Consider the following 23,750-nt stretch of genomic DNA (forward strand, 5'->3'; position numbering starts at 1 on the left):
TTGATTTCGTCTTCTAATGGCCAACTTTCAAAAAACTGAATTTTTGCCTTTTCATTGAGTACTGCTAAAAAAAGCCATGGGATGGCCCACAGGTTAAAACACCTCGTAACCAAACTGGACTACGAAGGTCGCTAGAGCCGTGTTTTTGCTGGTCGCTGCGCGTACTCGAAAAAGTAACCACGGTTTTCTCAAAGATTCTTTGGCTTAGTGCTTGGCAGGGGAAAGGACCGGTGTCGAACTCCGTTATTTTGTGACTTCGGGCCCCAGTTTGCAGCACATATGTCTTGTTCAAATGGTGAACGAATAGCTGAAGCAATAGGGCTTGATCGAAGGGCAATCGGCTTGTTCTAGTTGTTCCGATGCTTGGGATTGGTGATGGTGGCACCAAGACAGCAATTACAAGGGGTGCTGTTTCGCCAATGTTGAATATACCGAAAGAAACAATCGATAACTGGCAGAGAATTGTGAACCTCATCGCTAGACTGGCGGATGTGCCTGCCAGTCTAGTGATGCGCACCCGCGCCCCCGATCACTCAGTCTTCGTCAGCAACGACACTGCGGACCACCCTTATGACGTTGGGCTGTGTTTCAGGCTGAACGAAAAACTTTACTGCCATGGCGTTCTGGAACAGGGCGAATTGGTGGTGGAAGACGCACAACACGATCCCCGATGGGCGGACAATGACGACATGGAACACGGTATGAGTTTCTATGTCGGCTACCCGCTCTATTGGCCGGACGGGTCTGTATTTGGAACAATCTGCGTTTTGGATTCGAAACGGAACCGACGTGCTCTGATGTTCCGCGAAGGGCTGAAAGAGTTTGCCCGCGTGATCGAAGCGGATCTCAAACTGCTTGTCGAAGCGGACCGGCGCGTTCAGCTTGAACGACAGCTTCAGGAAAGTCTGGATCAACTGGAAACACGTGTCGAAGAACGCACGGCCGAGCTGGAAGAGGCAAATATAGCCCTACGCGTTTTGCTCCAAAGCGTCGAGCGGTCGCGCGATGACTATGATCAGAACATTATGCGACAGATCAAAGGCGTTGTCGCACCGACCTTTGCCAAGCTGCGCAGCCGGGTCGCAGGAAACGACGCGGCGCTGGTCTATTTGGATATTCTTGAAGAGAATCTAAGATCCATCACCGCCTCGATGACCGACGAAAAGCGGGATGTGTTCGAACAACTGACCCCGTCCGAGCAGGACATCGCCCAAATGATCATGCGTGGCCAGACCACAAAAGACATTGCTCAGGTTCTGTCGCGTGAACCGAGTACAATTGAGTTTCATCGCAACAACATACGCAAGAAACTGGGCTTGCGGAAAACAGGTCAGAACCTGCGTAGCAAGCTGCTGTCCTTGCAATAAACATGGGGGCAATCCCCATGGTATACTCTTGGTTTTCTGGCACTCATCTGACCGAATACTGTTGTTACCCTTTTGTCCATGGCGCCAATCCGGGTGCTGGGCAACAACAGGGAAACACGAAATGGAACGAGAAGACCTAAAGCTTGAACCGACATTGGTAAATGGCAAAAAAGACAATCTGACGCCAGGCCTGTCGAGACGCTCATTTTTCATGGCCGCCGGAGCAGCAGGGGTCGGTGGAGCTGCGTCTTTGTGGTCCAGCACATCGGCTCAGGCGCAATCGACCGACTGGACTCAGCCAGGCAACAACAATGGCGTCATCGAGTTGCAGAAAACCACCGGCACTTCTGTCGATGGTGATCTGGGGATCGACTTTTACGGCCATTGCGCGCTGAAATTCACCTCGCCGGGCGGGGCGACAGTTTTGTTCGACCCATGGCGCGACGATCCGTCCGGTGCCTGGGGACTGTGGTTCAAGAATGAATTCCCCGAGGTGCCAGTGGACATCTGTATGTCCACTCACACGCATTTTGACCACGATGCCATTCACCGTCCGGTCTCAACCATGGTGCTCGACCGAATGGTTGGAAACTTTGAGTTTGCCGATATCAAGATCACGGGGTTTGCCGATAAACATGCGTGCAAGGCTCCGGGTTGGTACAATTGGACAAATGCCTTGGCTGAGTTTGGCGTTGAAGCCTGCCCGCCTAATAACGTCAGCCATATGGACATGGTGGTCTATGTGATCGAGGCCGGTGGGCTGCGAACTCTGATTTGGGGTGACAATCGGCACAACCCACCGCAAGAGTTCTGGGACGCCATAGGGGAAATCGACATCCTGACCCTGCCGGTAGACGGATCTCAGCATATCCTCAGCTATGGCCAGGGCGATGATATCGTGTCCCGCCTGAACCCAAAGGTTATCATTCCAACACATTATCTGAGCGAGACCACCAGCTATACCCTGACAACCTTGCAGGACGCGGATGAGTGGGTGAAATCCCAACCCAGCTACAAGTTGTTGGACAGCGCAAGCCTGTCGCTAAACGCAGCGGACGTTGCAGGAATGGACAAAGAGTTCATGTATTTTGGCAACCACGCCCAGACGGGGTAAACACTGGCTCAGCGCCCTTGACACCATAGGTGCGCCACTCAGTGGAACGGCCAGCGAGTTCTTACTCTGGCCGTTCTATAGATACCGAAATTGCTCTAGGTTGGCGAATTTCAGTCGAATTAAAGGATCGCGGCCCTTTTTTCATTTAAGCCTACCATCGAAACCTTGTTCCGCGCGGTTCCTCCTTGAAACGTTTTTCCGACCGGAACGCAAAAAACCTTACCGTTAGAAGTGAGTTCAAAGGAACACCCGCGGATTCATCACCGTTACGTACATCAACCTTGCGTCCAAGATAAATTAGCCAAGCTATCCTGAGCAGAAGAGGAAAACGCGGTTTTCTCCGCTTCTCGCATCAGGGCAGGCGCACGAGCGTTAATTCAAGCCAGCCATGAGTCACACCGAAAAAAATCTCTCAGGACTTGGCCCAGAACGATCGACGGACCAAGTTGTTCAAAAGCAAAGCCTGCCGCGATAAACGCGACAGGCTATTTTGTTGGTTGGTTCAATCTCATGGCATGTGTCAGATCAAACCGGGGTTTTCTTCGAATCCGTGCCGAGCTTACTCGGCTGCTTCGGGCGCATCCCCATCGGGTTTTGGCGCTTCCTCAGCCGCCGTTGCAGCTTTGGGCTTGCGCGGCGCACGCGGTTTACGCGGCGGCTTTTCCTTCTTCTCAGACGCCTGAGCACCTTTGTCTTTGCTCTCAGGGGTCTCAACCAACCCGCTTTCCGGTGCAGGTTCAGGCGCGCTGAAATCCATTACATCTGGCTGTGGCGCCTCGGCCGGGTCGGCCTGACGTGCGGCTTCACGTTCCTGACGCTCGGCGCGTTCACGGTCGCGTTCGGCCTGACGTTCGCGGTTCTGGCGCTCCTGCTCTTCGCGGCGCGCTTCAATCTCGCGCTGCGCCTCGCTCAGCATCCGCAAATAGTGTTCGGCGTGTTGCTGAAAGTTCTCAGCCGCGACACGGTCGTTGGACAGCTGTGCGTCGCGCGCAAGCTGGTTGTATTTGTCAATGATCTGCTGCGGTGTGCCACGCACCTTACCCTCGGGGCCCGAGCTGTCGAACACCCGGTTGACGACGTTGCCGCCAGAAGGACGATTGCGGTTATTTTTGGCCCGCGAGCGGGATTTGGAAGATCTCATCTTACTTTACGTCAGCCTTATCAATTCGCTGCCGATCAACCCGTACCTTACGCTGCTCAGAGGCCTGTCCCGTAACGTGTCATCGGCTTTTTTGGGCTTGGCGTCAGGGGTGCGCTGAACCAGCGTCAACCTCTCCGACCAGCTCTGAGTAAACATGTCCTGCCGCCTCAGACAAGAGGTTTCTGGGATATTTCGCAGCTTTTTTACAAAGACCGGCGCTTTTCGGCCTCTAACGCTGTGTTCAACCCGGAATTCTGCCCAAAACAACACGGTCGCGCCCATCCAGATCAGGGATGACGCGGATATCCGACAAGCCAGCGGCGTCGAACAAGGCGGACACGTCCTTGGCCTGTGTCGGCCCGATTTCAACCAGCAAGCGCCCGCCCGCCATCAGGAAATCAGGTGCACCCGCCGCGATCCGGCGATAAGCGTCCAGCCCGTCCCCTTCATCGGTCAAAGCCATGCGCGGTTCATGCTCGCGTACTTCGGGCGACAGATCCTGCATTTCTGACAGCGCAATATAGGGCGGGTTCGAGACGATGAGGTCGAACTGCCCTTCAATCCGCTCGAACCAATCCGAGCGCAAAATCTCGGCCCGGTCCTGTACGTTATGCTGAACCGCGTTGGCGCTTGCCTGTAAACAGGCCGCTTCGCTCAGATCTGCCCCCAGGCCCGTGGCGCTGGCGCGTTCGGCCAGCAGCGTCACCAGGATGCAGCCTGAGCCGACCCCGAGGTCCAGAACATGGTCAAATGGCTCGCTCAACGCGGCTTCGATCAGCGTTTCGGTCTCCGGGCGCGGGTCCAGCACATCGCGGCTGACGCGGAAATTGCGACCGTAGAACTCACGTTCCCCCAGCAGATGCGACACAGGCACCCGGATCGCGCGCAGCGACACCAGTTGCTCATAGCGTTCGGCAATTTCGGGCGACAATTCCTCTGGCGCGATCAGAGTGACGCGGCTGGCCTCAATTCGGGCCGCATGGGCCAGCAGAACCCGCGCATCGCGGGCCGGGTCATTGACACCGGCAGCGCGCAGGCGGGCTGTTGCGGCAGCCATCGCCTTGGCGGCGGTCAAGGCCGCTATCATTGTGCCATCTCGGCCAGCAGCCGGGCCTGATCATCCGCGGTCAGCGCGTCGATCACCTCATCCAGATCGCCCTGCATGACCTGATCCAGCTTGTAGAGCGTCAGGTTGATGCGATGGTCCGTCATCCGGCCTTGTGGGAAGTTATAAGTCCGGATCCGCTCGGACCGATCGCCTGAACCCACCTGACTGGCCCGATCCGCCGAGCGTTCGCTGTCGATCCGCTGCCGTTCCAGATCATAGAGGCGAGTTTTCAGCACCTGCATCGCGATCTCGCGGTTGCGGTGTTGCGACTTCTCAGAGCTGGTCACCACGAGACCGGTCGGCAAGTGGGTAATCCGCACGGCCGAGTCGGTGGTGTTCACGTGCTGCCCTCCGGCGCCGGACGACCGCATCGTATCAATGCGAATGTCATTGGCGTCGATCTGGATGTCTACATCCTCGGCCTCGGGCAGAACCGCGACCGTTGCAGCCGAGGTGTGAATCCGTCCGCCGCTTTCGGTTTCGGGCACGCGTTGCACCCGATGCACGCCGGATTCGTATTTCATCCGCGCAAAGACATTGTCGCCTTTGATATGGGCGACGACCTCTTTGATGCCGCCAAGATCCGAGGCCTGTTCTTCGATGATCTCGAACTGCCATCCCCGTGCCTCGGCATAGCGTTGGTACATGCGCAGTAGGTCCCCGGCGAACAACGCCGCCTCATCCCCGCCGGTGCCGGGACGGATTTCCAGCATGGCCGGTCGCGCATCCGCCGCGTCCTTGGGCAGCAGCGCCAGTTGCAGCGCATGTTCGGCTTCGGGGATACGGGACTGAAGCTGGGGGATTTCCTCTTCGGCCAGTTCTTTCATATCCGGATCGGCCAGCATCGCCTCGGCCTCAGCCAGATCCGAGACCAGCTGACGCCAGGACAGGATCTGATCGACCACCGGTTTGAGGTCAGAATATTCTTTGGCCAGGGTCGCAATGTCCCCGCCCGAGGTGCCATCGGCCATGGCGGCTTCGAGGTATTGGAATCGCTGGGTTATCTGCTCAAGGCGTTCTTCGGGGATCATCCGGCGGGTGTCTCTTAATCTGGGGCTTTGGTCAAGGGCCAGCCTTGTGCTAAGCTCGCCGCCATGAAGGGGTTGGTTTTCGTTTTATCGCTGTTCGCACTACCTGCCAGGGCCGACTATGTCGGGCCAGATGGCAAGGTTCGCGATTGCTACTGCACCGACAAGTCAGGCTCGCGGATCGAGTTGGGGCAAATGATCTGCCTGCAGGTTGATGGCCGGATTTTCACCGCGCAATGCCAGATGTCGTTGAATGTGCCGATGTGGCGCGAGGTGCAGGAAGGGTGTTTGTCGTCAGATTTGGACTGGCCCGATCTGGATCAGACCCTCAAGACATCCGCGTCCTAAACGCCGCCTACATCTGCGACAGCCACCCATCAACGCGGGCCTTGTTCACCCCGAAATCCTTGCGACCAAAGCGCAAGCGGCCATGGATGCGCAACACGTCTCCGCCCTGCTGGACCGTGGTGTAGTCGGGAAAGCCGATGATCTTGGTGCGGGTGATATAGGTGATCCGCCCCTCACCCACCGACCCAGCCAGAACAGTTGTACGCGGCGCGTTGCGGGCAATGGCATCTAGCCTCGCCAACCCCTCTGGCCCTGTTTCGACCACGCGCAGTACGCCGCCTTGCAGATCCTGGTTGGTCTCGGCCTGAGGGGCGGTATGCCAGTCCGCCGGATCGGAGGGCGCAAGCCGGATATAGGCCCCTAGTGCGATCACCAGACCAACAACACCCAAAATCAGCATGCGTTTCATTCCGTCCCTATCCTTTTGCTGAACCCTATGCGGAACAGATGCGGTTTCAAGGCAAACCCGGCCAGCTACCGTGACGTCACACCGGGCAGGATGCACAGAAGCTCGAACAGAAGATTGGCCGCCGTCAGCGCCGTGTTCCCCGACGGGTCGTAGGGCGGAGAGACCTCGACCAGATCGCAGCCCACCACGTTCACCCCTTGCAGCGCGTGGATCAGCTGCAGCGCTTGCGGGGTTGTCAGCCCTCCGATCTCGGGCGTGCCGGTGCCAGGGGCGTAGGCCGGGTCCAAACTGTCGATGTCATAGGTGATGTAGACCGGGTGATCGCCGACCGTCTTGCGGATTTGCGAGCCGATCTGCGTGAGGTTCTGCTGCCACAACTCCCATGCAGGGAATTGTTGGAAGCCCCAGCCCTGCGCCTCGGTAAAGTCGGTTGAGGCATAGCCCGAACCGCGAATGCCGATCTGAAAGGTCTTGTCGGGAACGATCAGCTTTTCCTCATAGGCGCGGCGGAAAACGGTGCCATGGGTCTCACGCTCGCCAAACATCTCGTCGTTTACATCCGCATGGGCATCCACATGCACCAGGGCGACCGGCCCGTGTTTCGCCGCAATCGCGCGCAGGATCGGCAGGGTGATGGAGTGATCTCCGCCCATCGCCACAGGGACCACATTCTGCGCAAGGATACCGTCATAGCTGTCCTTGATGATCTTGAGGCTTTCCGACAGCGAAAACGTATTGATCGCCAGATCGCCGATATCGGCAATCTGCAACGTATCAAACGGGGCCGCGGATGTAGCCATGTTATAGGGCCGGATCATCGCGCTTTCGCTGCGGATTTGCTTGGGTCCGAACCGCGTACCGGACCGCCACGAGGTGCCGATATCCATCGGTATCCCCAACAGCGCCACGTCCAGCCCCGCCAGCGAGGTCGCCTGCGGCAACCGCATGAACGTGTTCGGCCCGGAGAACCGCGCCAGATCATTGCCGCTGATCGGTTGATTAAATTCAGTCATGTGCGGTTGGTTCCCATCCCATCAGATCACGTTTCTCAGCACATACCGGAAACTTGGCTAACCATTGGTTAACACACATCGATCCGCGTTTACTTTTTCTCGGCCATCAGCCGGTTCCACCCCAGAAGGCAGATGATCTGCGTGGCCACATGCGCGCCCGCAATCGCCGTCGCCCCGGATGTGTCATAGGGCGGAGAGACCTCGACCACATCTCCACCCTTGATGTTGATCCCGGCGATGTCGCGCAGAATGATCTGCGCCTGAATCGAGGACAAACCGCCCCAAACCGGCGTGCCGGTCCCCGGCGCAAAGGCCGGGTCCAACCCGTCGATATCGAAGCTCAGATACACAGGACGGTCGCCGAGAATGGATTTGATCTTCTGCGCCACGGCAGCGGGGCCGGATTCGTAGACCTCGCGCGCGTCGATGATATTGACGCCAAGCGTATCCTCGTTGCTGGTGCGGATACCAACCTGAACCGAGCGTTTCGGGTCCACGATCCCCGATTTCACCGCCTTGTAAAACATGGTCCCGTGATCGACGCGGGACATATCATCATCGGCCCAGGTGTCCGTATGCGCATCGAATTGCAGCAGCGACATGGGCCCGAATTTCTCGGCATAGGCTTTCAGGATCGGAAAGCTGATATAGTGATCCCCGCCCAAGGTGACCGAGGCCACGTCAGCCGCCAGAATCGTGCGGATATGATCGGTCAGCGTGTCCGGAAAGGCCGGGATATTGGCGTAGTCATAGGCCATATCGCCATAGTCGACGATCGCCAGCTCGCTCAGCGCGTCAAAGGGCCAACCATAGGGGGCATCGGGGGATTGCAAGGCGCTTGCCTCGCGGATCGCGCGGGGGCCCAGCCTTGTGCCGGGGCGGTTCGTTACCGCTTGGTCAAAGGGTACGCCGGTGACAGCGATATCGACGCCCTTCAGATCCTTGGTGTAAAGCCGCCGTAGGAACGAGGTCGCGCCGCCAAAGGTGTTCTCATAGGACAGGCCCTTTAGGTCGGGGTTGGTAAAAGCCTCATCGACCTGATGTTTTGCATCTTCCAGTGCCATGTCTTGTCCCCTCAGCCCAGCGGCTGCGCCTTTTCCACGATCCGGGCAAAGAACGAGGCCCCGACCGGCGCGATATCATCGTTGAAGTTGTATTTCGGGTGGTGCAGCCCGGCGCCCTCACCCTGACCCAGAAACAGATACGCCCCCGGACGCGCCTGCAGCATGTATGAGAAATCCTCGGCCCCCATATCGCGGCCCATATTATCGACGACGCGGTCCTCGCCCGAGACCTCGCGCGCCACATCTGCGGCAAAGGCCGTTTTCTCGGCGTCATTGATCGTCGCCGGGTAGCCGATCTGATAGTCCAGCGTCGCCTCAACCCCGTATGAGGCCGCTTGGCCTGCCACGATCTGCTCCATCCGCTCGATCACCATCTTCTGAACGGTTGGGTCAAATGTGCGAACGGTGCCATTCAGGTAAGCCGTGTCTGGTATCACATTGTTCACCGTTCCGGTGTGAATCTGCGTGACGGAGATCACCAGATCCTGCACCGCATAGTGGTTCCGGCTGACAATCGTCTGGATCGCCTGCGCTATCCCGCAGGCCGCCATCACCGGATCCTTGGTCTGGTGCGGCAAAGCTCCGTGACCGCCCTGCCCCTGCACATGGATCTCGAACGTGTCCACAGCGGCCATCAAAGGCCCGGCGGTGGTGTAGAAGGCCCCCTCGGGGTTTCCCGGATCATTGTGAATGCCATAGACCTGAGAGATGTCGAACCGGTCCATGATCCCTTCCTGCACCATCACGTCCGCGCCGCCACCTTCTTCTTCGGCCGGTTGAAAGATCAGTGCCACACGGCCCGCGAAATTCCGCGTCTCGGCCAGGTAGCGCGCAGCCCCCAACAGCATCGTGGTGTGCCCGTCATGCCCGCACGCATGCATCTTACCGGGGTTCTTCGAGGCGTATTCAACGCCCGTCTCCTCGGGGATCGGCAGCGCGTCCATATCGGCCCGCAACCCGATGGTCGGGCCCTCGGCCTGTCCGTTGATGATCGCCACCATCCCGGTTTTCGCGATGCCTTCGTGCAGCTCATCCACACCGAACTCGCGCAGACGCTCTGCCACGAAAGCGGCTGTCTCGTAGCATTCGAACTCCAGTTCAGGGATCGTGTGCAAGTGCTGGCGCCACTTGGCCATATCGGCGGCAAAATCGGCAATTCGGTTGACGACGGGCATCTGGGGTGGACTCCTGATCGGGACTGCGGAATGGATGCATCTGACACCGGAACGAAAGGGTTCGCAATGGCTGAAAATCCTCTGATCCATGACAGCGATGCGGGTATCGAGCGCCTGCTGGAAATCATGCGCCGCTTGCGCGACCCGCAAAGCGGCTGTCCCTGGGACATCGAACAGGATTTCGCCACCATCGCCCCCTACACAATCGAGGAAGCCTATGAGGTCGCCGACGCCATTGAACGGCAGGCCTATGATGAGCTGAAGGGAGAGCTGGGCGACCTTCTCTTCCAATCCGTCTTCCACGCGCAAATGGCTGAGGAAGCGGGGCATTTCACCTTTCAGGATGTGGTCCGCACCATGTCGGACAAGATGGTCAGCCGGCACCCACATGTGTTCGGCGACGAATCTCGTGAAAAGTCCGCCGACCAGCAAACCAAGGATTGGGAAGCCATCAAGGCTGCCGAACGCGCGGGCAAAGAACAGAAAGGTGCGTTGGATGGCGTGGCCGCCAACCTTCCTGCCCTGCTGCGGGCGCATAAGCTGCAGAAACGGGCGGCGCGTGTGGGATTCGACTGGCCCGATGCCAGCCATGTCCTCGCCAAGATCACCGAAGAAGCCGCCGAATTGGAGGAAGCGCGCAAGGCCAAGGACGCCGACGCGCTCGAAGATGAATTCGGCGATCTGCTGTTCGTGATGGTCAATCTCGGGCGGCATCTGGGGATCGAACCCGAGGCCGCCTTGCGCCGCACCAACGCCAAGTTCACCCGCCGCTTTGAACAGGTCGAGGCTCGTCTGGCCGCGCGAGGCAAGACCCCCTCACAAAGCGATCTGGCCGAGATGGACGCGCTATGGGATGAGGTGAAGACCGAGGAACATCGCGCCAATGGCAAACTCCCGCCAGTTGGGGCCTGAATCAGGTGGACAAGTCGCGTGACACTTGCGAGTGTCCGACCTTCACGCCCCCCGGAGACTCCGATGCCCCGCAAGATCATCATCGACACCGACCCCGGTCAGGACGACGCCGTCGCCATTCTTCTAGCGCTCGCCAGCCCCGAAGAGATCGAGGTGCTGGGCATCACTGCCGTCGCCGGAAATGTGCCGCTTGAACTGACCGCCAAGAACGCGCGGATTGTGTGCGAATTGGCAGGTCACACTGATATCCCCGTCTACGCCGGATGCGATCGCCCCTTGAACCGGCCTTTGGTCACCGCTGAACATGTGCACGGTAAAACTGGGCTCGACGGGCCTGTGCTTCCCGATCCCGAAATGCCTTTGGCCGAGGGCCACGCGGTTGATTTCATCATCGACACCCTGCGTGCGCATGAGCCTGGGACAGTCACGCTCTGCCCGCTAGGGCCACTGACAAACATCGCGACCGCCTTCCAGAAGGCCCCCGATATCGTCGACCGGGTGCAGGAAATCGTGCTGATGGGCGGGGCCTATTTCGAGGTCGGGAACATCACACCCACGGCTGAATTTAACATTCACGTCGACCCGGAAGCCGCTGATATTGTGTTCAAATGTGGCAGGCCGATCGTGGTCATGTCGCTGGACGTGACACACAAGGCGCTGGTCACCAAGCCACGCAATGATGCGTTCCGGTCGCTTGGCAACAAGGCAGGTGTCGCGGTTGCAGAAATGACCGACTTTTTCGAACGCTTCGACAAAAACAAGTACGGCAGCGAGGGCGCTCCTCTGCACGATCCTTGCGTCACGGCCTACCTGATCCGGCCCGAACTGTTCACCGGCCGCCATGTGAATGTCGAGATTGAAACTCAGTCCGAGCTGACCCTTGGCATGACCGTCGCAGATTGGTGGGGCGTCACCGACCGCACGCCCAACGCCCTGTTCATAGGCGATCTGGACGCGGACGGTTTCTTCACCCTTCTGACCGAAAGGCTGGCCCGCCTATGACCGCCGCACTCCGATTGGCTCGCCCCGAAGATCTGGACCGCCTGATGGGGCTGGTCTCTGCGTTCCATGCCGAACAAGGGATCGCACAGGACGCCGACCAACGGCGCGAGGCGCTGATGCCGCTGCTCAAGGGCATCCCCCATGGCTGCATCTACCTGATCGGCCCGGGCCGCGCGCCTCTGGGCTATATCATCCTGACCTTCGGCTGGTCGGTTGAATTCGGCGGCATGGATGGGTTCGTAGACGAAATCTACATCCGCCCCGCCGTTCGTGGACGTGGCATCGCCACCGAGGTTCTGCTGGAACTGCCCAAGGCGCTGGCCGAAGCAGGGCTGACTGCCCTACACCTCGAAGTCGATCGAACGCATGAGGCAACGCAGAAACTCTATCTGCGCACCGGTTTCAAACCACGCGAGCGCTATATGCTGATGAGCAAAGCGCTCTAGCGCAACTCGCCCCGGACAATCACACTCGGGTTATAATACATCTCCTGTACCGGATCGTCGGAGGAGACCTTTTCCCCTGTGATCGGATAGGTCCCTGGCCCTGCACAGGCCGCCAGAAATACAGTGCTGAGAACTGTCGCTACGAGAAGGAATTTCGAACCAGTCATGGTGTGCTCCTTTCTGTAATGACTTCAGTATAGAACACGAAACCGTGAGTGCCGTGTGATTAAGTTCACACATAATACCAATTGACCCTCTAAATACCTGCAAATAAGTCGAATTCTCCCAACCTGAAGAATTCACAGTCGCAATCGTCTTTTTGAAATCGAAAAGGCCCTCTTTCCGTGGGAAGAGGGCCTCTGGCAGTATTCAAAACCGGGTTTGAAATCACCGTTTCAGGATCGACGCTCCGGCATATTCAGCAACTTCACCCAGCGATTCTTCGATACGGATCAGTTGGTTGTACTTGGCCAACCGGTCCGACCGCGCCAGCGAGCCGGTCTTGATCTGACCGCAATTGGTCGCCACGGCCAGATCCGCGATGGTTGCATCTTCGGTCTCGCCCGAGCGATGCGACATCACGTTGGTATAACGGGCCCGGTGGGCCATATCGACAGCGCGCAGAGTCTCGGTCAGCGATCCGATCTGGTTCACCTTGACCAGCATCGAGTTGGCGCAGCCGCACTCGATCCCTTCGGCCAGACGTTCCGGGTTGGTCACAAAGAGGTCGTCGCCAACCAATTGCACTTCGTTGCCGATCGCGTCGGTGAGCGCTTTCCAGCCATCCCAGTCATCTTCGGACATCCCGTCTTCGATCGAGATGATCGGGTAGTCGTTGACCAGCGCCGCCAGATAGGCCGCGTTTTCTTCAGAGGTCAGGGTCGTGCCCTCTCCGGCGAGGACATATTTGCCGTCCTTGAAATATTCAGTCGCGGCGCAATCCAGCGCGAGGTGGATTTCCTCACCCGGTTTGTAACCCGCCTTTTCGATAGACTTGAGGATGAAATCCAGCGCTTCGCGGGTCGAGGCGATGTTCGGAGCAAAGCCACCCTCGTCACCGACACCGGTGGCCAGACCAGCGGCCGACAGCTCTTTTTTCAGTGTGTGGAACACCTCGGACCCCATGCGCACCGCTTCGCGGATATTCGCGGCCGAGGTCGGCATGATCATGAATTCCTGAATGTCGATTGGGTTGTCGGCGTGCTCGCCGCCATTGATGATGTTCATCATTGGAACCGGCAGGACGCGGGCCGAGGTGCCGCCGACATAGCGATACAGAGGCTGCGTGGTGAAATCCGCCGCCGCTTTGGCCGTCGCAAGCGAGACACCGAGAATGGCGTTTGCACCCAGACGACCCTTGTTCTCGGTCCCGTCCAGCTCGATCATCGCCTGGTCAATGGCGACCTGCTCGGTCGCGTCAAAGCCCACCAGCTCCTCGGCGATCTCGCCGTTGACGGCGGCGACGGCCTCGAGCACGCCCTTGCCCATGTAGCGCGACGTGTCACCGTCGCGCTTTTCGACCGCTTCGTAGGCACCGGTGGAGGCACCCGAGGGCACAGCCGCGCGGCCCATTGTGCCGTCTTCCAGAATCACGTCGACCTCGACCGTCGGGTTGCCCCGGCTGTCCAGGATTTCGCGTGCGTGAATGTCGATGATGGTACTCATGAGGGCGGTCCCTGTGGCTGCATTCCGTTGCACGCGTCATAGCAGCACGGAACCAAAAGTAAACCATTTCCGTTATCGCTAACACGCATATTCCCGGCCCTTTAGGGCTAACAGCGTCATGTTTGCGCCAACAGGGTTACGCGGCAGCCAAGGCCATTTCGCGCGCCAATTTGCGTTCGCGCAGAAAGGTATAGAGACCCGAGCCGATGATCAGGGACGCCCCCGCCAGCGTCATCAGGTCCGGGCGTTCGCCAAAGACCAGGACACCCGCAAGGATCGAGAACAACAGCCGCGTGTAGCGAAACGGTGTGACGGCTGAGGCTTCGCCGACGCGCATCGCGATCACAATCGCATAGTATCCCAGAACACCGAAAAAGGCCGCTCCGGCAAAAGGCCAGACCTCAGCGCTTTGCATGGCTTCCAGCGGATGGCCGTTCATGATCATCAAGGCCGCGCCGCCGACAGCCAAGGCCAGATAGGCCTGCAAGGACACAACCGCCGATGAGACCTTGCGGTCCAGCCGCCGCGTAATCAGATCACGCGCCGCCACGCCGATGACCGCAGCCACCACATACAGGGATTCCGGGCGGAACCCTTCAAGCCCGGGCCGGATGATCATCAGCACGCCGATAAAGCCAACACCAATCGCGCTCCAGCGTCGCCAACCGACCTGTTCACCCAGAAACAGCGCTGCCCCCATGGTGACCGCTAGAGGCATCGCCTGAAACACGGCCGCGACGGTCGAAAGGTCCACCAGGGCCAGCGCCGTCACAAAAGCCACGGCAGCGACGGCCTCGGACATAGCGCGGATCATCGGCAAAAGCTGCCACGCCTCGGGCACAAAGATCCGTTTGCGGGTCGCGATGGCCATGACCAGAAATACGACAGAACAGACCAGCCCCAGCATCACCAGAATCTGGCCCGGCGTGATGGAAGACGTCAGCTGCTTGATGAACACATCCTCAAGCGTGAATGCCGCCATAGACGCAATGACCAGCAAAATGCCGTTGACGTTGTTCATGGGTCTGTCCGTAGAGAAACGGGCGGCACCAATTGCCACCTTCTCGCTTCAGCAAAACCGTATGTATTGCGTTAAATCAAGACCTATCACATCGCGAGCGATGAATTGTCTTGTTGCCACCCATCGCGTTTGGTGATGGATCACTCGGGCTTGATGGGAACGCCATACAGCTCCAGCCGGTGCCCCTTGAGGCGATAGCCCAATTTTTCTGCGATCTTTTCCTGCAGGGCTTCAATCTCGGGGTCGACGAATTCGATCACTTCCCCCGATTGCATGTCGATCAGGTGATCGTGGTGATCCCTCTCGGCATCTTCATAACGGGCGCGGCCATCGCCGAATTCCAGACGCTCCAGAATGCCGGCCTCTTCGAACAGTTTCACCGTGCGGTAAACCGTTGCGATCGAGATACCCGAATCCAAAGCCGAGGCACGGGCATAGAGTTCTTCGACATCCGGGTGGTCCGCGCTCTCTTCGAGAACCTGCGCAATAGTGCGCCGCTGGCCGGTCATGCGAAGGCCTTTGGCCTCACAGCGCGAAATGATCGTATCCGGCATGATGCCCCTCAGAAACTATTCGGGTGTCTGTCTTAATATGTCCGCACGCGCCGCGCCACAAGAATTCGACATGCCTGCGCAGATCATCCTTCAAGGTGCAAATCGGCCCAGATCGGCAAATGGTCCGAGGCGATATGGGCCGGGCGATCCTCATGCACGCCATGCGCATGCACCTCAACCCCCTGCCCAAGGGCGATCCGGTCCAATGCGCCCAAGGGCTGGGCGGCGGGAAAGCTGGGGAGCGGAGGCAGAAACCGCATCTCGGGTACGAGGTTATCGAGCACAGGTGAGCGCGACCATTCGTTGAAATCCCCGGCCCAGACCGTCGGCATATCCTCCAGATCCGCACCGAACTGGCGGATGTGAGTGATCTGCCGTCGGCGCGAGGCGGACAGCAACCCAAGATGCATGCCCATCACCCGAAGCGGCCCAATAGGGGTATCGAACTCAACCCGCACCGCGCCACGTGGCTCGAACCCCGGCAAATCGTGATGGCCGGTTTGACGGACCGAGATCGCATCACCGCGCCAGATCACCGCATTTCCGTGCCATCCCAAACTGCCCGCCCCGCCCAGATCGACGATCTGCCATCCGGCCTCATCCAACATGAACTGAGGCAGCGCTGCAGGCCGTGGCGGCAAGCGTTTGTCAGCCTCCTGCAACACGACGATATCGGCGCGCATTCCTTCGAGAACCTGAAGGATGCGCTGTGGCTGACGCCGGAGATCAAGGCCGACACATTTCTGAATATTGTAGCTGGCAAGCCGCAGAACCGAGGGTATTTTCATATCGCTTTTCAGAGTCAACGGCACCGATTTGGAACCTTTGGAATGGGCGCACTGTTGCAATTCTCAGCGCGTTCCCTCAAAGGTTTATGAGCATTACATTAAATAAGTTTACACGAAATCAAGCGGGGTTAAACTGCCGCAAAAAGGAAACGCGCCCTTGGACGTTGAATCCACATTCGCCACGATGATCATTGCCGATATCGTGGGCAGTACGCCGCTTTACAAAGCGGTGGGCGATGACGAAGCCCAGCGCCTGATCCAACTTGAGATCGACCGGCTGCGCTCGGTCCTGCAGGAGTTTGGCGGCATTCCAGTCGGGCAGAAGGGCGACGATGTTCTCAGCTATTTCGAGAACCCAAGCGCGGCCTACAATGCAGCCCTGAAGCTGATTGAGCCTTCGACCCATACGCCGCTATCGGTCCATGTGGGCGTGCATTGCGGCCCCATCGTGATCGGCAAGCGCGGCATCTATGGCGAAGCCGTCAACGTGACAGCGCGCTTTGCAACCGCCGCCAATCCGGGTGAGGCCTGTTTCAGCCAAGGGATCGCTGTTTTGCTTCCTGCCGATCTTCGGCGCACGCTGACACCTTTGGGCCAGCTCAGCCTGAAGGGGCTGACCGAGCCTCAGACGGCCTATTCCTTGATCCATCCCGAATCCGACTCGATCTCGCAGACGAGGCTGCCACAGAGTTTTGGCCGCACGGAAGAGAACTGGCAGCCCCGCGAAGGTCTGACCCTGATCTTGCGTCATGAGGACCGAGTCTGGCGTTGTCTCGGCAACGGAGAGTTCAAGATTGGCCGCGCGCCCGATTGCGACGTGGTCCTGCCTCAGCCCTGGATCTCGCGCCTGCATGCGGTCCTTGCCATGAAAGCTGGTAAGCTGATCCTGACAGATCGCAGCACCTCTGGCACCTACGTGAAATCGGAATCCGGGCGCGAAATCCAACTGAAGCGTGAGTCAGTCATGCTGGCCGATAGTGGCCTGATCTCACCGACCCTGCCCATCGACATGTCCGAGACCTGCCTGCAATTCGAACTGCTGGGACGCAATCAGGTTCCGCAGAACGTCGCGTGAACCACCTCATTTGCACTGGGGGGTCGAGTTAGATCGGCATTCTCGGGCTGATCTTCAAAGGGTCGTGACAACACATCGTTCAGACGATGGAACAGGGCATAGTCCCCTTTCACCGCAGCTTCGATCATCTGCTCAACACGGTGGTTACGTGGGATGAAGGCCGGGTTTGTCGCTGACATCACCCCATGCGGGTCCGCCTCGCGTGACATGCGGGCCTGCCAACCCTCAGCCCAGCTATCAAACGCCTCGGGGTTCGTGAACTGATCCCGCGCGCGCTCACCGCCCAGCGCCCTGAACGTATTGGTGAAATCCGCATGCTCCTCCGCCATACGCTTCAACAGGTCGGTGATCAGCCCAAGATCGCCATCCTCCTCGCGCGTCAAACCCAGCTTGGCACGGAAGCGGCTCAACCACTCCTGCTGGATCAAATCGGGCATGGCGTGTACGATCTCAGTCGCCTCTTCGACACCGTCCTGAGGGTTATCGTATTGCTGGATCAAGGCCGTCGCCAGTTGCGCCAGATTCCACACCGCGATTTCGGGCTGGTTGGAATAGGCATAGCGCCCCATCCGGTCGATCGAGCTGTACACCGTATTCGGATGATAGCTGTCCATGAAGGCGCAAGGGCCATAGTCGATGGTTTCCCCCGCGATCGAGGAATTGTCCGTATTCATCACCCCGTGAATGAACCCAACGCTCATCCACGCCGCGATCAGCTTCGCCTGCGCATCACGCACGGCCCGCAACAGGCCCATTGGTCCCTCGGCCTCAGGGTAGTGGCGCTGGATGGCATAGTCGGTCAGCTGTTTCAGACTTTCGACCTGTCTGCGCCCTGCAAAGACCTGAAACGTGCCTACGCGCAAATGGCTCTGCGCCACACGGGTCAGAACCGCCCCGGGCATCGGCCCTTCGCGGTAAACGGCTTCACCCGTTTCTACAGCGGCCAAAGCCCGCGTGGTTGGAATACCCAGCGCATGCATCGCCTCTGAGACAACATATTCCCGCAACACCGGCCCCAGCCATGCCCGCCCATCGCCTTGCCGCGAATAAGGCGTCCGGCCCGAGCCCTTTAGCTGAATGTCGCGGCGTATCCCGTCTTCGCCCACAGTCTCACCCAGCAAAACCGCACGCCCATCCCCGAGCTGAGGATTATAAGCCCCGAACTGATGCCCCGAATACAGCTGCGCCAAAGGCTCTGCCCCGTCGGGTACCATATTGCCCGCAAAGGCCTGTGCCATCTCCGTGACATCTCCGGGTGAGATGCGCAAAATCCGCGCCAACCCCTCATTGAACGCAATCAACTGAGGCTCTTTCACGGGGACCGGAGACAGCCGCGTGTAAAAGGCATCCGGCAAACGGGCGTAGGAGTTATCAAAGGGGATCGTAAGGGTCATGGCGCAAACATATGACCTGACGCGATGATTGCCATAGCGGATCGTGCGAACCCATGCATAATCGCGTAAAAACCCAAAGGGCCGAACATGACCGCGCAAGAGATCATCGACCACCTGAACCTGCAAAAACACCCCGAAGGCGGCTGGTACCGCGAGACATGGCGCGCCCAAAACGAAGGCCGCGCCACGGGCACTTGCATCTATTTCCTGCTAGAGGCCGAGGCACCCAGCCACTGGCACCGCGTCGATGCGACCGAGATCTGGCTTTACCACGCAGGCGCGCCTTTGATCCTGTCGATCAGCGAAAGTGACCAAGGCCCCGCCTCCGACCACCTTCTCAGCCCCGACCTGTCCAAAGGCGCGCCGCAACTGATTGTTCCCGCAAACCACTGGCAAGCCGCCCGAACCACCGGAGACTACACTCTGGTCAGTTGCTCCGTCTCTCCCGGTTTCGAATTCGAAGGTTTCGACCTCGCCGCCCCCGGGTTCGACATCCCTCGCAAACGATAGCCCAAGGGATCCAAACTTCATCTGGCTAAAAATACCTCGGGGAGTCGCGCAAAGCGCGGCGGGGGCACAGCCCCCCTAGCCACCTATTTCTCGGCCCGGCTCTTCAAAAGCGCGGTCAACAGAGGCACCAACAGCGCTGGCAAAGATCCCAGCGGATTTGCCCCGATACTCTTGACCGCCTGAACCACCTCACGCGCCTCAGTGGCCATCTCTTCCATCTCGTCTTCAACGTCCGCGATTGCCATGTCGCGCACTTCCACCGCCGGGGCGATTTCATCCTCGACATTGGTCCGCCGCGCAAACAGAACAAGCAGAGCCGCCAAAAGCAAGTTCCCGGCCGCCAGCACCGCTGCTGCACCGGCGGAAGACATCAACGTTTCCAGTGCAAAAAAAATGGCAACATTCAGGGCAACCAGACCGGCCAGTGCAGCGATACCCGCCAGCACCATCAGGATCGTCTGCTGCTGCATGACCGCAAGACGTCGACGGGCGATCAGGCGTTCCGTGCGATAGATCGTTACAAGATTTCTGCTAAGTCTGCTCATCTCACCCTCTCTATCTGCTGGCCCGGCCGACCACATACCCAAGCGAGAACGCAATCAGCAGAACTGTAATCGGATAATCCTTCTGCAATCGACCAAACTCGGCAACGACCTCCTCACCCATGGCCTCGGCCCCGGATAGATCAACGCCATGCTCTTTCAGCAATCGCCGAATCTCATCGCTCGTCTTGGTCGGGGCCTTTTCTTCGGCGCCCGCCTCCGCGCTTTCCTCCAACTTCGCATTGCGCGCGCGCAACGCCTCAAGTTCGGCTTCCAGTTCCGCTTTTGTCGCCATGAAACAAGACCTTTGTTGAAACACGTTTAAATTAGCGTCGCACATTTATGCCCGCTTTTGAACCACTTGGTCCGAGTTCCCAGCTTAGCTCGCCTGATCCACCGAGACCCGGCTGACTATGCCACCGCCCACCAAGGCCTGCACCCCCGTCGTTCCAGGGCATGAGGTCGGCAAACCCCGCGCCACGCGGACCGCCAGATAGGCGAAGGCCTGAGCTTCGAGCATATCGCCGTCCAGCCCCACGGCCTCGACCGGCTCAACCGGGCAATCCAACGAGACGCGCAGCATCTCCATCAGAACGGGGTTATGCCGCCCACCGCCGGTCACCAGCACGCGCGCCGGAGGTTTCGGGCAATGCTGCATCCCCTGCGCTACACCCGCCGCACACATTGCGGTCAGGGTCGCAACCGCATCTGCATCGCTCAACTCTTGCACCAACCGCACCATCTCAGCAAAGTCGTTTCGATCCAGGGATTTGGGCGGTATGCGTGCAAAGAATGGCTCGGCCAGAAACAGTTCGAGCGCACCGGTTTCCACGGTGCCGCCTCGGGCCACTGCACCGTCGCGATCCATCGGCTGGCCAAGACGCGCCTGCATCAGATCATCCAAAGGCGCATTTGCCGGGCCGGTGTCAAACGCCAGCAACGCCCCGGGCGCCTCTGGGCCATCAAAACACGGGTCCACATAGGTCAGGTTACCGACACCTCCGAGGTTTAGGAAACACAGCGGCTCCTGCGCATCGATCCATTTGGCACAGGCGAAATGGAAGAACGGGGCCAGAGGCGCGCCCTCGCCCCCCAAAGCCACATCGTCACTGCGGAAATCCCAGACAACCGGCAAACCCAGCGCCTGTGCCAGCCCAACGCCGTCGCCCACCTGTAAGGTACCGCGCCCACGCGGCTCATGTGCGAGGGTCTGGCCGTGAAAGCCGATCAAATCCACCTCTTCGAATTCAGACAGGGCCTCGGCATGGGCCACAGTTACCAACTCGCCCGCGACCTCAACATCGGGGCCTTGCCATTGCCCCAAGGCAGCCCGGATCACCGCGCGTTCGGCCTCGGAATAGGCGCGATATCCGGTTTCACCAAAGCTGAAGATCCGATGGCCATCGGTTTCGACCACGGCTGCATCCACGCCATCCATTGACGTTCCGGACATCGCCCCAAGCGCACGGATCGGCCCTTGTATCTTGTTGGACTGCCGCACGGCTGCCTCCTGCCTGTATCAGACGTTGCACCTGCCTTCTGAACAATCAGAGCGTGCAACGGCGCCAACCTGCCCCGCCTATGGCAGACAAGGCAAGCGCCTTGCGCCTGAGCTGCAAAGAATTCTGCCCCGAGCGCCATGTATGCGACGCTGACCCGAGGTGTTTTTCAGCGCAAAAGGCACCTTCCCCTTCCCCACGCTGCCGCCTATACAGTGCCCCGCAACAGTAACCCCGAGGGCACGATATGACCTACCACCCCAAATCGGATTTCATCGCCACGATGATCGAGCGCGGCTTTCTCGCCGACTGCACCGATTATCAGGGCCTTGACGACGCGCTGATCGACGGGGTGCAGACGGCTTATATCGGCTATGACGCCACCGCACAGTCGCTGCATGTGGGGCACCTGATGAACATCATGGTGCTGCGCTGGCTGCAAAAGACCGGCCACAAGCCGATCACCCTGATGGGCGGCGGCACCACGAAGGTGGGCGATCCTTCGTTCCGCTCGGACGAACGCCCTCTGCTCGGCCCAGAACAGATCGATGCCAACACTGCCGGGATGCAGAAGGTTTTCGCCAAGTACCTGTCCTACGATGACAGCGAGACCGGCGCGCTGATGCTGAACAATGCCGAATGGCTCGACAGCCTGAACTACCTCGATTTCCTGCGCGATATCGGGCGGCATTTCTCGGTCAACCGAATGCTGTCCTTCGAGTCCGTGAAATCCCGGCTGGACCGCGAGCAATCGCTGAGCTTCCTCGAATTCAACTACATGATCCTTCAGGCCTATGACTTCCTTGAGCTGAACCGCCGCTATGGCTGCGTTCTGCAAATGGGCGGTTCGGACCAGTGGGGCAATATCGTCAACGGTATCGACCTGACCCGCCGCGTCTTGGATCAGGAAATCTACGGCCTGACGACGCCTCTGCTGACCACCAGCGACGGCCGCAAGATGGGCAAATCGCAGGGCGGAGCGATCTGGCTGAACGGCGATATGCTGTCGCCGTATGAGTTCTGGCAGTTCTGGCGCAACACCACCGACGCCGATGTGGGCCGCTTCCTGAAGATCTTCACCGAGCTTCCGGTCGATGAGTGTGACCGCATGGGCGCGTTGCAAGGGTCCGAGATCAATGAGGCCAAAATCCGCCTCGCCAATGAGGTCACGACCCTTCTGCATGGGTCTGAGGCCGCTGCCAAAGCCGAGGCCACGGCCCGCGAAGTGTTCGAAAAAGGCGGCGTGGGCGGAGACCTTCCTACCCTCACGCTCAGCGCGGATGAGCTGGGTGATGGCATGTCGATCGTGCAGTTGATCGTGAAATCCGGTCTGGCCAAGTCCGGCAAAGAAGCCAAGCGCCTGATCTCGGAAAACGGTGCCAAGCTGGACGACGCGCCGCTGACGGATGCAGGCCTGATGATTGACGCAGGTGCGCTTTCCTCTCCGATCAAACTGAGCGCAGGCAAGAAACGCCACGCACTGGTTCAGCTGGGCTGATCTCTCTCGTTTCCGGGCGCAAACACCTGCGCCCGAAGCGCCTTATTTCGTCGAAGCCCAAATCTATGCTAAACTGCTGACTATTGAAGCGTTTTAGTATGATTTGAACATGGTTGTTGCGAACAAATTCACATCTTCTCGCCGCGCCGACGTTGTCTTTGAAGGCGAAAAATTCTCAACTGGCGCGGATGAGGTCACCTGCATCCTGACAACAGACAGTTTGAAGCAAAAGGGAAGCTCTCCGGCTACCGGCCATTGCGCGATTGTCGAGCGGTTCAACTCGCGCTGGGATGTAAAAGACCTGATTGATCTGGCTGCGGTGCAAAAGGCGCTATCCAACAAGTCGACGCTACAAAAGCTTGCGAAGGCAAATTCGGTCGACAAGATTTTGGAGCTTCTGGCGCTGACAGAAATTCAGATGCTGTCCGACTACTCGGAACTGCAGGCACAGACATACATCAAAGGCCATATCCTGAGCGAAAAACTTGGCGGGCCCGGCACCAATGTCAATCTGACGCCCATGTCGGCCAGCTCGAACTCAACCTACTACAGTGCCTTTGAATCCAAGCTGATCAAGAGCTTGCAGGACTTCAGAAAGGAAGAGAAAGCCTCGGGCTATCGGGTCCGCGTCCGGTTTCATGCAAAGTGCAGCGGCGGCATGAAACCCTGGTGGAGCAGTGCGTCAAAGGAAACCTCGCGCATGTTGAGCAAACTGCCGAGAACCCTGAAAGCAAGCTGGCGGGTGGACAGTTTTTTCAAAGATGGCAAACCAAGTGAGCGGATCGCAAAGTCGAAATTACCGGCATCGGCAGCAAAGAAGATGCCCAAAGCGACTGGCGCTAAACCGGTCACCTACCCGCTGGCGCTGTAAATTGCCAAGATGGCGCTGGCTGTATCCGGAGTTGAGTATGCTTGCGTGGGTCGCCGGATTTGGCGACCCACGCAAGGTTTAGGGTCAGGATGCATTGATTTTCGCCGCGCTGCATGATTCACGGCTCCGAAAACGGAGCGGTAACATGAGCGATCTTTTCTGGTTGAGCGATGCGCAGATGGCGCGTCTTGAGCCCTTCTTTCCAA

Annotated in this window: 26 protein-coding genes; 10 read left to right on the forward strand and 16 right to left on the reverse strand. The window is 58.8% G+C overall.

What is annotated here, in order from left to right; genetic code table 11:
- Positions 1-464: 464 nt before the first annotated feature.
- Both J7394_RS13820 and J7394_RS13825 read left to right on the forward strand, forming a co-directional pair.
- Complete coding sequence (locus J7394_RS13820; protein ID WP_371812013.1) at positions 465-1,367, forward strand: LuxR C-terminal-related transcriptional regulator; 903 nt, start codon at positions 465-467, stop codon at positions 1,365-1,367.
- 121 nt (positions 1,368-1,488) lie between these two features.
- Complete coding sequence (locus J7394_RS13825; protein ID WP_209253815.1) at positions 1,489-2,481, forward strand: MBL fold metallo-hydrolase; 993 nt, start codon at positions 1,489-1,491, stop codon at positions 2,479-2,481.
- Between the two features lie 559 nt (positions 2,482-3,040).
- Here J7394_RS13825 and J7394_RS13830 read toward each other — a convergent pair.
- The 3 genes from J7394_RS13830 to prfA all read right to left on the reverse strand — a co-directional run bounded on the left by J7394_RS13830 (position 3,041) and on the right by prfA (position 5,761).
- The gene (locus J7394_RS13830; RefSeq protein WP_209253817.1) at positions 3,041-3,622 is read right to left on the reverse strand and encodes a DUF4167 domain-containing protein; all 582 of its coding nucleotides are present in this window, start codon (positions 3,620-3,622) and stop codon (positions 3,041-3,043) included.
- 241 nt (positions 3,623-3,863) lie between these two features.
- Positions 3,864-4,709: a peptide chain release factor N(5)-glutamine methyltransferase gene (gene prmC / locus J7394_RS13835; protein WP_209253819.1), complete on the reverse strand. Its 846-nt coding sequence runs from the start codon at positions 4,707-4,709 to the stop codon at positions 3,864-3,866.
- Complete coding sequence (gene prfA, locus J7394_RS13840; protein ID WP_209253820.1) at positions 4,706-5,761, reverse strand: peptide chain release factor 1; 1,056 nt, start codon at positions 5,759-5,761, stop codon at positions 4,706-4,708. Before prfA ends, prmC begins: the two co-directional genes overlap by 4 nt.
- A 63-nt stretch (positions 5,762-5,824) precedes the next feature.
- Here prfA and J7394_RS13845 point away from each other — a divergent pair, with 63 nt between their 5' ends.
- Complete coding sequence (locus J7394_RS13845; RefSeq protein ID WP_209253821.1) at positions 5,825-6,106, forward strand: hypothetical protein; 282 nt, start codon at positions 5,825-5,827, stop codon at positions 6,104-6,106.
- Positions 6,107-6,113: 7 nt separating this feature from the next.
- Here the strand turns inward: J7394_RS13845 and J7394_RS13850 are convergent, their stop codons facing one another.
- The 4 genes from J7394_RS13850 to J7394_RS13865 form a co-directional block, all read right to left on the reverse strand.
- Positions 6,114-6,515: a DUF1499 domain-containing protein gene (locus tag J7394_RS13850; protein WP_209253822.1), complete on the reverse strand. Its 402-nt coding sequence runs from the start codon at positions 6,513-6,515 to the stop codon at positions 6,114-6,116.
- 65 nt (positions 6,516-6,580) lie between these two features.
- Positions 6,581-7,528 carry an agmatinase gene (speB, locus tag J7394_RS13855; protein ID WP_209253823.1) on the reverse strand — a complete coding sequence of 316 codons (948 nt, stop codon included), beginning with the start codon at positions 7,526-7,528 and terminating at the stop codon, positions 6,581-6,583.
- A gap of 89 nt (positions 7,529-7,617) precedes the next feature.
- Positions 7,618-8,592 carry an agmatinase gene (gene speB, locus J7394_RS13860; protein WP_170483447.1) on the reverse strand — a complete coding sequence of 325 codons (975 nt, stop codon included), beginning with the start codon at positions 8,590-8,592 and terminating at the stop codon, positions 7,618-7,620.
- 11 nt (positions 8,593-8,603) lie between these two features.
- A complete protein-coding gene (locus J7394_RS13865; protein ID WP_209253824.1) occupies positions 8,604-9,767 on the reverse strand; it encodes a M20 aminoacylase family protein in 1,164 nt (387 codons plus the stop codon).
- 66 nt (positions 9,768-9,833) lie between these two features.
- On the opposite strand from J7394_RS13865, the gene mazG reads away from it, so the two are divergent.
- The 3 genes from mazG to J7394_RS13880 all read left to right on the forward strand — a co-directional run bounded on the left by mazG (position 9,834) and on the right by J7394_RS13880 (position 12,127).
- Positions 9,834-10,679, forward strand: a complete 846-nt coding sequence (mazG, locus tag J7394_RS13870; protein WP_209253845.1) for a nucleoside triphosphate pyrophosphohydrolase — start codon at positions 9,834-9,836, stop codon at positions 10,677-10,679.
- Positions 10,680-10,742: 63 nt separating this feature from the next.
- A complete protein-coding gene (locus tag J7394_RS13875) occupies positions 10,743-11,681 on the forward strand; it encodes a nucleoside hydrolase (RefSeq protein WP_209253825.1) in 939 nt (312 codons plus the stop codon).
- Complete coding sequence (locus J7394_RS13880) at positions 11,678-12,127, forward strand: GNAT family N-acetyltransferase (RefSeq protein ID WP_209253827.1); 450 nt, start codon at positions 11,678-11,680, stop codon at positions 12,125-12,127. Before J7394_RS13875 ends, J7394_RS13880 begins: the two co-directional genes overlap by 4 nt.
- Here the strand turns inward: J7394_RS13880 and J7394_RS13885 are convergent.
- From J7394_RS13885 to J7394_RS13905, 5 genes are all read right to left on the reverse strand, one after another.
- A complete protein-coding gene (locus J7394_RS13885; protein WP_209253829.1) occupies positions 12,124-12,294 on the reverse strand; it encodes a hypothetical protein in 171 nt (56 codons plus the stop codon). The genes J7394_RS13880 and J7394_RS13885 overlap by 4 nt on opposite strands.
- Before the next feature lie 220 nt (positions 12,295-12,514).
- Positions 12,515-13,792 carry a phosphopyruvate hydratase gene (eno, locus tag J7394_RS13890; RefSeq protein WP_209253831.1) on the reverse strand — a complete coding sequence of 426 codons (1,278 nt, stop codon included), beginning with the start codon at positions 13,790-13,792 and terminating at the stop codon, positions 12,515-12,517.
- A gap of 136 nt (positions 13,793-13,928) precedes the next feature.
- On the reverse strand, positions 13,929-14,813 hold the full coding sequence (locus J7394_RS13895) for a DMT family transporter (protein WP_209253832.1): 885 nt from the start codon (positions 14,811-14,813) through the stop codon (positions 13,929-13,931).
- A gap of 140 nt (positions 14,814-14,953) precedes the next feature.
- Positions 14,954-15,367 (reverse strand): Fur family transcriptional regulator, encoded by a 414-nt coding sequence (locus tag J7394_RS13900; protein ID WP_170373928.1) that lies wholly within the window; start codon positions 15,365-15,367, stop codon positions 14,954-14,956.
- An 83-nt stretch (positions 15,368-15,450) separates the two neighbouring features.
- Positions 15,451-16,155 carry an endonuclease/exonuclease/phosphatase family protein gene (locus tag J7394_RS13905; RefSeq protein WP_209253833.1) on the reverse strand — a complete coding sequence of 235 codons (705 nt, stop codon included), beginning with the start codon at positions 16,153-16,155 and terminating at the stop codon, positions 15,451-15,453.
- Positions 16,156-16,312: 157 nt separating this feature from the next.
- Here J7394_RS13905 and J7394_RS13910 point away from each other — a divergent pair, with 157 nt between their 5' ends.
- Positions 16,313-17,230, forward strand: a complete 918-nt coding sequence (locus tag J7394_RS13910) for an adenylate/guanylate cyclase domain-containing protein (RefSeq protein WP_170466490.1) — start codon at positions 16,313-16,315, stop codon at positions 17,228-17,230.
- On the opposite strand, the gene J7394_RS13915 is transcribed toward J7394_RS13910, so the two are convergent.
- Entirely contained in the window at positions 17,206-18,624 is a 1,419-nt protein-coding gene (locus tag J7394_RS13915) for a YdiU family protein (protein ID WP_209253834.1), read from the reverse strand. The genes J7394_RS13910 and J7394_RS13915 overlap by 25 nt on opposite strands.
- Positions 18,625-18,711: 87 nt before the next feature.
- Between J7394_RS13915 and J7394_RS13920 the strand changes: the two genes are divergently transcribed.
- Positions 18,712-19,134 carry a cupin domain-containing protein gene (locus J7394_RS13920; protein ID WP_209253835.1) on the forward strand — a complete coding sequence of 141 codons (423 nt, stop codon included), beginning with the start codon at positions 18,712-18,714 and terminating at the stop codon, positions 19,132-19,134.
- 83 nt (positions 19,135-19,217) lie between these two features.
- On the opposite strand, the gene J7394_RS13925 is transcribed toward J7394_RS13920, so the two are convergent.
- From J7394_RS13925 to J7394_RS13935, 3 genes are all read right to left on the reverse strand, one after another.
- Positions 19,218-19,679, reverse strand: a complete 462-nt coding sequence (locus J7394_RS13925; protein WP_209253836.1) for a hypothetical protein — start codon at positions 19,677-19,679, stop codon at positions 19,218-19,220.
- A 10-nt stretch (positions 19,680-19,689) separates the two neighbouring features.
- Positions 19,690-19,971, reverse strand: a complete 282-nt coding sequence (locus tag J7394_RS13930) for a hypothetical protein (protein ID WP_209253837.1) — start codon at positions 19,969-19,971, stop codon at positions 19,690-19,692.
- An 84-nt stretch (positions 19,972-20,055) separates the two neighbouring features.
- On the reverse strand, positions 20,056-21,177 hold the full coding sequence (locus tag J7394_RS13935; protein WP_371812015.1) for an anhydro-N-acetylmuramic acid kinase: 1,122 nt from the start codon (positions 21,175-21,177) through the stop codon (positions 20,056-20,058).
- Positions 21,178-21,422: 245 nt separating this feature from the next.
- Here J7394_RS13935 and tyrS point away from each other — a divergent pair, with 245 nt between their 5' ends.
- Together tyrS and J7394_RS13945 are read left to right on the forward strand one after the other, a co-directional pair.
- Complete coding sequence (gene tyrS / locus J7394_RS13940; RefSeq protein WP_209253838.1) at positions 21,423-22,673, forward strand: tyrosine--tRNA ligase; 1,251 nt, start codon at positions 21,423-21,425, stop codon at positions 22,671-22,673.
- Between the two features lie 109 nt (positions 22,674-22,782).
- A complete protein-coding gene (locus J7394_RS13945; RefSeq protein WP_209253839.1) occupies positions 22,783-23,544 on the forward strand; it encodes a DNA/RNA non-specific endonuclease in 762 nt (253 codons plus the stop codon).
- Positions 23,545-23,750 lie beyond the last annotated feature (206 nt).

This window comes from Ruegeria sp. R13_0 (assembly GCF_017743995.1).
Lineage (GTDB): Bacteria > Pseudomonadota > Alphaproteobacteria > Rhodobacterales > Rhodobacteraceae > Ruegeria.

Excerpts from the sequence above, each read along its gene's own strand:
- prmC (WP_209253819.1), bottom strand. The coding sequence starts at position 4,709 with ATGATAGCGGCCTTGACCGCCGCCAAGGCGATGGCTGCCGCAACAGCC.
- J7394_RS13925 (WP_209253836.1), bottom strand. The coding sequence starts at position 19,679 with ATGAGCAGACTTAGCAGAAATCTTGTAACGATCTATCGCACGGAACGC.
- J7394_RS13900 (WP_170373928.1), bottom strand. The coding sequence starts at position 15,367 with ATGCCGGATACGATCATTTCGCGCTGTGAGGCCAAAGGCCTTCGCATG.
- speB (WP_170483447.1), bottom strand. The coding sequence starts at position 8,592 with ATGGCACTGGAAGATGCAAAACATCAGGTCGATGAGGCTTTTACCAAC.
- J7394_RS13865 (WP_209253824.1), bottom strand. The coding sequence starts at position 9,767 with ATGCCCGTCGTCAACCGAATTGCCGATTTTGCCGCCGATATGGCCAAG.
- tyrS (WP_209253838.1), top strand. The coding sequence starts at position 21,423 with ATGACCTACCACCCCAAATCGGATTTCATCGCCACGATGATCGAGCGC.
- J7394_RS13875 (WP_209253825.1), top strand. The coding sequence starts at position 10,743 with ATGCCCCGCAAGATCATCATCGACACCGACCCCGGTCAGGACGACGCC.
- J7394_RS13930 (WP_209253837.1), bottom strand. The coding sequence starts at position 19,971 with ATGGCGACAAAAGCGGAACTGGAAGCCGAACTTGAGGCGTTGCGCGCG.
- J7394_RS13850 (WP_209253822.1), bottom strand. The coding sequence starts at position 6,515 with ATGAAACGCATGCTGATTTTGGGTGTTGTTGGTCTGGTGATCGCACTA.
- J7394_RS13830 (WP_209253817.1), bottom strand. The coding sequence starts at position 3,622 with ATGAGATCTTCCAAATCCCGCTCGCGGGCCAAAAATAACCGCAATCGT.
- speB (WP_209253823.1), bottom strand. The coding sequence starts at position 7,528 with ATGACTGAATTTAATCAACCGATCAGCGGCAATGATCTGGCGCGGTTC.
- J7394_RS13880 (WP_209253827.1), top strand. The coding sequence starts at position 11,678 with ATGACCGCCGCACTCCGATTGGCTCGCCCCGAAGATCTGGACCGCCTG.
- J7394_RS13895 (WP_209253832.1), bottom strand. The coding sequence starts at position 14,813 with ATGAACAACGTCAACGGCATTTTGCTGGTCATTGCGTCTATGGCGGCA.
- J7394_RS13945 (WP_209253839.1), top strand. The coding sequence starts at position 22,783 with ATGGTTGTTGCGAACAAATTCACATCTTCTCGCCGCGCCGACGTTGTC.
- J7394_RS13905 (WP_209253833.1), bottom strand. The coding sequence starts at position 16,155 with ATGAAAATACCCTCGGTTCTGCGGCTTGCCAGCTACAATATTCAGAAA.
- J7394_RS13885 (WP_209253829.1), bottom strand. The coding sequence starts at position 12,294 with ATGACTGGTTCGAAATTCCTTCTCGTAGCGACAGTTCTCAGCACTGTA.
- J7394_RS13915 (WP_209253834.1), bottom strand. The coding sequence starts at position 18,624 with ATGACCCTTACGATCCCCTTTGATAACTCCTACGCCCGTTTGCCGGAT.
- J7394_RS13825 (WP_209253815.1), top strand. The coding sequence starts at position 1,489 with ATGGAACGAGAAGACCTAAAGCTTGAACCGACATTGGTAAATGGCAAA.
- eno (WP_209253831.1), bottom strand. The coding sequence starts at position 13,792 with ATGAGTACCATCATCGACATTCACGCACGCGAAATCCTGGACAGCCGG.
- J7394_RS13845 (WP_209253821.1), top strand. The coding sequence starts at position 5,825 with ATGAAGGGGTTGGTTTTCGTTTTATCGCTGTTCGCACTACCTGCCAGG.
- mazG (WP_209253845.1), top strand. The coding sequence starts at position 9,834 with ATGGCTGAAAATCCTCTGATCCATGACAGCGATGCGGGTATCGAGCGC.
- prfA (WP_209253820.1), bottom strand. The coding sequence starts at position 5,761 with ATGATCCCCGAAGAACGCCTTGAGCAGATAACCCAGCGATTCCAATAC.
- J7394_RS13920 (WP_209253835.1), top strand. The coding sequence starts at position 18,712 with ATGACCGCGCAAGAGATCATCGACCACCTGAACCTGCAAAAACACCCC.